This is a genomic window from Scytonema hankhaensis NUACC26, assembly GCF_045865695.1.
Classification (GTDB): Bacteria; Cyanobacteriota; Cyanobacteriia; order Cyanobacteriales; family Nostocaceae; genus Scytonema.
In genome coordinates this window covers 1-6,662 of the sequence record NZ_BAACAP010000046.1, presented here as the reverse complement: position 1 = coordinate 6,662, position 6,662 = coordinate 1, and the positions used below count along the sequence as shown (strand labels likewise).

5 protein-coding genes are annotated in these 6,662 nt (G+C 35.7%); all 5 read right to left on the bottom strand.

Translation table 11 applies throughout. The features are described 5' to 3' along the window. Positions 1 to 79: 79 nt before the first annotated feature. From dnaB to ACKTT2_RS01000, 5 genes are read right to left on the bottom strand one after another with little or no spacing between them, the layout of a single operon-like run. Positions 80 to 1,390: a replicative DNA helicase gene (dnaB, locus tag ACKTT2_RS01020; protein ID WP_407883072.1), complete on the bottom strand. Its 1,311-nt coding sequence runs from the start codon at positions 1,388 to 1,390 to the stop codon at positions 80 to 82. Further along, entirely contained in the window at positions 1,383 to 2,243 is an 861-nt protein-coding gene (locus ACKTT2_RS01015; protein WP_407883070.1) for a DUF6262 family protein, read from the bottom strand. The genes dnaB and ACKTT2_RS01015 overlap by 8 nt, the downstream gene beginning before the upstream one ends. Continuing rightward, positions 2,240 to 4,024 (bottom strand): tyrosine-type recombinase/integrase, encoded by a 1,785-nt coding sequence (locus ACKTT2_RS01010; protein ID WP_407883068.1) that lies wholly within the window; start codon positions 4,022 to 4,024, stop codon positions 2,240 to 2,242. Before ACKTT2_RS01010 ends, ACKTT2_RS01015 begins: the two co-directional genes overlap by 4 nt. Continuing rightward, positions 4,011 to 5,474: a tyrosine-type recombinase/integrase gene (locus tag ACKTT2_RS01005; protein ID WP_407883066.1), complete on the bottom strand. Its 1,464-nt coding sequence runs from the start codon at positions 5,472 to 5,474 to the stop codon at positions 4,011 to 4,013. Before ACKTT2_RS01005 ends, ACKTT2_RS01010 begins: the two co-directional genes overlap by 14 nt. Continuing rightward, on the bottom strand, positions 5,467 to 6,555 hold the full coding sequence (locus tag ACKTT2_RS01000; RefSeq protein ID WP_407883064.1) for a tyrosine-type recombinase/integrase: 1,089 nt from the start codon (positions 6,553 to 6,555) through the stop codon (positions 5,467 to 5,469). The genes ACKTT2_RS01005 and ACKTT2_RS01000 overlap by 8 nt, the downstream gene beginning before the upstream one ends. Positions 6,556 to 6,662: the final 107 nt, after the last annotated feature.

Sequence of the window (6,662 nt, the reverse complement as noted above, 5' to 3'; positions counted from 1 at the left end):
AACATAAGGCATTGATTGTTGTTAACGCTTTATATAACAAGATTTAAGCCTTTGGAAAAAGGTAGCGATTCGGTCGGGATTAGGAAACTGCGATATCACGAAAAGTTCCAACACTTGGGGAAAATGAGACTTTACAAATCCCTGTGGCACCGTTGCGATTTTTAGCGACGTTAATTTCCATTACTCCAAGATCTTGTGTATCAGCATTGTAATAATCATCTCGGTAAAGAAGTAGTCCTATATCCATATCTTGCTCAATGTCACCTGAATCTTTAATATCAGCCATTGTTGGGCGTTTATTCGTTTGGTTTTCTACACCTCTATTAATTTGAGCTAATGCTATAAATGGGACATCAAATTCTTTAGCAATGTCTTTAAATGCACCAGAAAGTTTACCAACTACTTGAGCTCTATTAGCTGCGCTTCTATCACCAAGTTTTTGGATATAGTCTATTACTACTATACCTAAATTACCTTGAGAAGACTTGACTCTTCGCAATACAGAGTAGATTCTTGAGGGATTTAGGTAAAGTGCAGGTGTATCGTCAATGATAATAGGCAATTTAAGCAAAGTACATAAAGCCTGTTTTAAGTTATCTATTTCATCTCGGTATATTTGGTTACGAATAAGTCTACTAGAATCAATACCAGAATGCATCGCTAAAAATCTTTTAGTTAATTGTGACTTAGACATTTCAGTAGAAAAGAAAACCACAGGTAATTGTTGTATGGCAAGAGAATTAGCCAAATGGCAAGCTAACCAAGTTTTCCCCATTGATGCTCTAGCAGCAATTACAATTAAATCTTGCTTATTTAATCCTCCAATCAATGTATCTAAATCGGTTAAACCAGTAGTAAAACCTGGAGTATATCCTTGTTTGAACTCTTGCAATACACTCATTAGACAATCGCTTATTACCTGTGGCTTAAATTTATCGGCGGCTAGTGAAGTTAAATGAAAGATTTTACTTTCGGACTGTTCTAATACTTCCTTAATTTCTTTTGTCACATCATAGCCCAACTCAAGAATTTCGTTACCAACCTTAATTAGCTGCCGACGTTGGTATTGAGCTAAAACCAAAAGTGCTGTGTGGTCTATATTTACTGTCGAGACTTTTCTATCCACCAATTTACTTAGCTGACTTCTACCGCCAACTTTAGTTAGCAGCTTCTGGTCATGAAGCCAGCTAGTTACTGTTAATAAATCAGTGGGTTGATTTTGGCGGTACAATTCTAAAATTGCTCGATAAATTTGTTGGTGAGCAGAAACATAGAATTTTTCTGGTGTCAAAATATCAACAATTTTGGCGAGAGCATCTGAATCTAATAAGCAACTAGCAAGTACGCTTGATTCTGCTTCAATATTTTGTGGAGGTAATTTATCAGCCATCTGCTTGACCTTCAAATATAGTACTAATATTTACAAGTTCTTCTCGGGATGCAAACTCTCTATTCAATAGTGTGGCGTTTCTGGAAAGAATTTCCGGTTGTTTTGAAAGTTTTTCTGGCGAGTGGGAGTGCTGTAAATTCTCGGTTTTTTTCCAACGTTCTTTTATTGCACTCGCTAACCACCCACCAGGGTTATCAATATTTATTCGCTCTTGTTCATATTTATAATACTCAATAGCGGCTAAAACATCTAACTCTGTAGCAGCGTTAATCAATTTGGTTAAATTCTTATTGAGTGTTATTCCTATTTTATCTAGTTCACATAATATACAGTCACTGACAATTTGTGATTTTTGGGTCAAGGGAATTACTTTACTATCAGTTGTTGGTTGACTTACTGATTTTAAACGATTTTCTAAAGTCTCTATAATTTCTTTTTGACGTTCAACTTGCTCAATTAAAGAATGAGTTCTATAAACTTGTCCTGCTAATGCTTCATTTTTACGTTTAAGTTCCGCATGATCTTTCTCTAATTCGTAAATCCGTTTTTTTAGGCGTTCAATCACTTGAGAATGAGCTTTGGCAGTAACAGGAGGTCGCACAGTTGGACTTGATGGCATTAAGGATTGTTGGTTACGTAATTGAGCTATATGTGCTTTGAGTTCGGGATATTTATATAAATATGGAACACTAACATTCGCTTCTTTAGCAATAGTTTGGAAGTTGATTTTTGCCCCAATTTTTTGTAAGCGTTCAATGGCTTTATTCACTTTTTCTAATGTCTCTTGCTTGCGGGCTAATTGAGTATCAGTAAGAGTTTTAATTCGAGCTTCTTTAGTGTTGGAATGACTCATACTTCCTCCTGTAAGCTAGCAATAATTTTGTCTATTTGGTCAGCTTGTCGCGCAAATTGCTCAACTAATACATCATGTCCCTGAGTCAGGGCTGTTGATTCTTTCGCTCTCAGCAAGTCACGAAGCTTGATGTAGGTTTGTAATTTGTCAGCAGTAGCAACAAAATGGCTACAAGTGTAGCAAGCTCTAAATTTATTGCAGCACCGATCTAAAGGGAGTCCACAATAACCATAAATAGGAGTATTAATATGGTTGCCTTCTAACTCTAATTGATGAGCGCGTGGATTCTCCCAAAAGGACTTAGGCATCGATTCATAGTAAAGAGGTTTTCCCTCTATATTGAATAAGGCTTTTTGAATGTACCCTGCCTCTTTTTCAATCAACTCACAACTAACATGAGTGTAGTAAGTGCTGGTAGTAGCTAAATGTCTATGTCCAGCCCATGCACTAACTATTGCTAAATCATGTCCCATCTCAAATAGTTGAGTCAGACGAGTAGAGCGAAGTAGTTTAGGGCTGAAGGAAACTAGTTTTCCATTATCATCCCTAATATCAAGAACACTGATAAGACAATTGATAGCTTTTTGTAGTGGACTCGGAATTAAGATTACTTTCTTTACAGGTTTCAGTTTTGGTTGAGATATGTCTGTTTGAGATACATTTTGATAGTGACAAAATAAATACTCCCATGATTCACCCCAGAGATTTTCAATATATTCTTGCTGTTCAAAAACAACTTTTGCAATTGTTCTGGTAATCGGAACTTCATGCCAGTCATTAGTTTTAGGACGTTGCCAAATAATTTTCCAATGTTCACCTTCTTGCACTAAACAATCTTTTTTTAAAAAAGCCAACTCACTACAACGCATGGCAGTAAACATCGCTATAATCCACATCCGAGCAATTGGGTCGGGAAGTTTATGTAGGTTAGATTCAATTTGTTCTCGAACAGTATTAGTTAAAGGGTCTGTATTCTGTTTATAATTTTTGGGGAAGTCAGTGTCACGAATAATATCTTGGCTGACATTAAATAAGTTTCTTTGGTTGCCAAACATAAAAAAGCTTCGTAAATCGCCTAATCTATCTTTGATAGAACTTTTTCCTACTTTTTTACTTTTTAACCAATCTACAAAGTCAAAAACAGTTTCTCGGTTGATTTGAGAAATATTGGTGATATTTTTCTCGTCAAGATAATGAGAAAATTTTCGCAATCCCACTAAACGCTGTTGAATACCTGAGTCGGATTTTTGAGATTTACATAAATGGTGAATATATTGCTTGGCTAAATGGATAAACCAATCCATAGCTAATGAATCAAAGTTAACAATATATTGAGAGCGCTTAATCACCTGTTTTGGGTTAATTGCCCTTAAATCCCACAAATTATCATCAAAGTTAAATGGCTTGACAGGGGGTAAACTTCCAGAAAAGCGGCTAATATTACTATTGCTGATATCAATCGATTCAAATGTAGAAGCTTTACAAACTTGACAAATAAACTCTTGTTTACTGGAGTTACGTCCAATTGGAAATACACTTCTAGCATGACAAGCGGGGTTGGGACAAGCAAATTCTCCTACGCTGTAATCTCGACGCCAATTTATTTTTGATTTGAGCTCATAAGTTTTAAATGTATAAAATTGGCTTTCATGTTTCCCACACTTAGGACAGCGAAAAAGTTGTTTATTTTTATATTTTCCAGCTAAATTCATACCGGGAAGTGAACAAGCAGGACACATGAACTCTTTGAGGTAATCTTGTTTCCAGTTAATTTCTACCATTAGTTACCTTTAACCCTTTAATTCTCACTGACAAATTCTGAAAATCTATTTCTAAACCTTGTTTTTGTTTAACCATCCCCAATTGGTCGGCCAGCTTAAGTTCTGATTCTACTTGCTTTAAATCTTCTACTAAATAAGGTAAATCATCAGTCGAAGTTCGCCAATGTTCACATCGCCAACAAGCATTGACTGTTTGACAAGGCGATTTGATTACTGGACGATGACACTCACCATACTGTGTTGTAATTTGGTACATCTTACGGCGCATCAATTCTGTAATAGCATTCTGAGGTTGATGTTCCAAAACTACTTGACCTGATATATCGACATACTTTTTTGATTTCATTAACTCTTCATATTCGTTACTCAAAACTTGTTTGAGAAGATGTTTATAATGTCGCTGCATATCAGGGGAACGATGTCTAAGATATTTTTGAATAATTAAATCTCTGATGCCTGCATTTGTAAGAACTGTACCAACTGTACGACGGAACTGATGTGAAGCAAAATGCCAAATTTCACCATTATTTGAAGTAATTTTAGATTCGGAAGCCAACTTATTCAACCATTGGTTAAAAGTACTTAAACTCATCACTCTTGGCGCTGGCATAAAACCATGTCTATTGCCTCGATTACTACAAAATAATTGCTCGTAGTCGTTTTTAAAGTGATGTCTTATATATTTTTGTTGCTCTTTGATAATAATTGCCAACTCTGGAATAATTGGCATCTCGTCAATAGTTCTATATTTTTCAGTTGTAAAACGCAAACGCCATTGTGTACCTCGTTTTCTCAAACAATCAAGAGGTAAGTTGAGAAGCTCCCCGACTCTGATTCCTGTGGTTTTAATAATTATTACCATCCTTTGTATGGGTTCTGGAAGAAAATGTAGATTCTGTTCTAATTGATTCCAAACTTCTTCAGGAATATATTCAATCTCATCATTTTTCGGACCTCTCATTGGCAAACGTTTTCCTTGAAACCAGTATGTACTAACATCTAACCATCCTGATAATCGACAAACATCAAAAAAATCACCCAAAGTTATATAGTGGCATGAAATTGTTCTTTTAGCTAAGTTAAGAGTCTGTAGGTAATCGTCAAACTCTTGAAAAATTTGAGGGTTAATTTGCTCAGATGTCTCAACTGATTTTTGAGTTAAAAATCTAGAAAATCTGTTCAAATGACTGATTTTATGCGCGAGATATTGAGGGGTTAAGTTTTGACGAATTTTTGTTAGTATGTAAAATTTTACTAGTATTTTTAACCAATCTGGCAGGAGGTTTTCAAAGTTTAATGTTAATTTTTTACTATGTGGGTTAACTCTTAGTCCCAAATCATCAATTGTGTGCCAAAGATCCTTTTTTAGTAAAGGGTTAGCTAAAAGTAATTTCGCCTCTTGATTCTGAACAAAAAATTGATAATCCGATAACGGCTCAAGTTCATTCACCTTTTTCTTCCTCAATCTCAATCACTTTTAACAAATCATTCTCATCAATTATGTGAGAATAAATATCTAAGGTGGTCTGTACTGAAGTGTGCCCTAACAGATATTTTACTCTATCAACATTCATGCCTGCTTTCAAGATTCGCGTAGCGAACGAATGCCTCATTAGGTGTGGATAAACTTTAATTCCTGTCTTTTTTGACAATCGAGAAAACATGGTGTTGAGTACCCTCAAATTCATCGGTGCGCCGATATTTCCTGACCAAATGTTGACAAATACGTAATCAGAATTTTTATCGGGATATTCATGAATTAGGTAATCGTTGTAAAGAATCAATAACTCTTTTGGGACAGGAATAACTCTTTCTTGACCTTTTACTCTTGCTCCATTAGAGTGATTTTGACGTTGTACTACTCGAATTGTATGGTCGTCAAAGTCTCCGATATCTTCATGACATAATCCTAAAAGCTCTCCTTTTCTCATTCCCGTACTATTGAGCATTAATATAATTAGTTTGTCTCGTAATCGATGACAATTATTTACCAAGGTTTTTATTTGTTCATCCATTAAACAACCAGGAAATATCTTCGGCTCTTTGAGCTTGACCAATTTCTGGCGGGTTGGCTTGGATTTAGCGATTCCTTGTAGAAGTCCTTTTCGAGTTGTTCCCTTTGTAATTATCCATTGGTCAAAATGCTTAGAGTCAATAGTTTTATTCGCTAAATGGTATTCATAAAAATTAGTGACGACGGTAATAACGATGTTAATGCTTCTCTGTGTCCGTTTAGCTTGAACTGCTTGCAACCTGACAATTTTACTGGGTTCTCCCACGTGCAGAAAGTAGGCAAAATCTTCTAGGTCAGAAAGCTCAACATTAACCCAGTCAAGGTTCTTCAGTGCTAGAAACTCCCACCAAGCTTTTAGTGCGTAACCGTATGTCTCAACTGTATTGGGAGATTTAGAACTGGTGAGATAGGTTAGGTACCGTTGAACAGGTTCAACCACTTGATAGTCGTCATCCAACATCACCCATACAGTTTGTTCTGTGTAAGGGTCAATTCCTTTTTGAAGTGAAAGTCTCATTTTTACGTTGTATAGGAAATCATACAGCATGACTTTAACTTAATACGACGTTCTCAAAAAAGCTCCTAAATTTTGTTGTTGTTGACTTTTTCTTTGTATTACTTTAT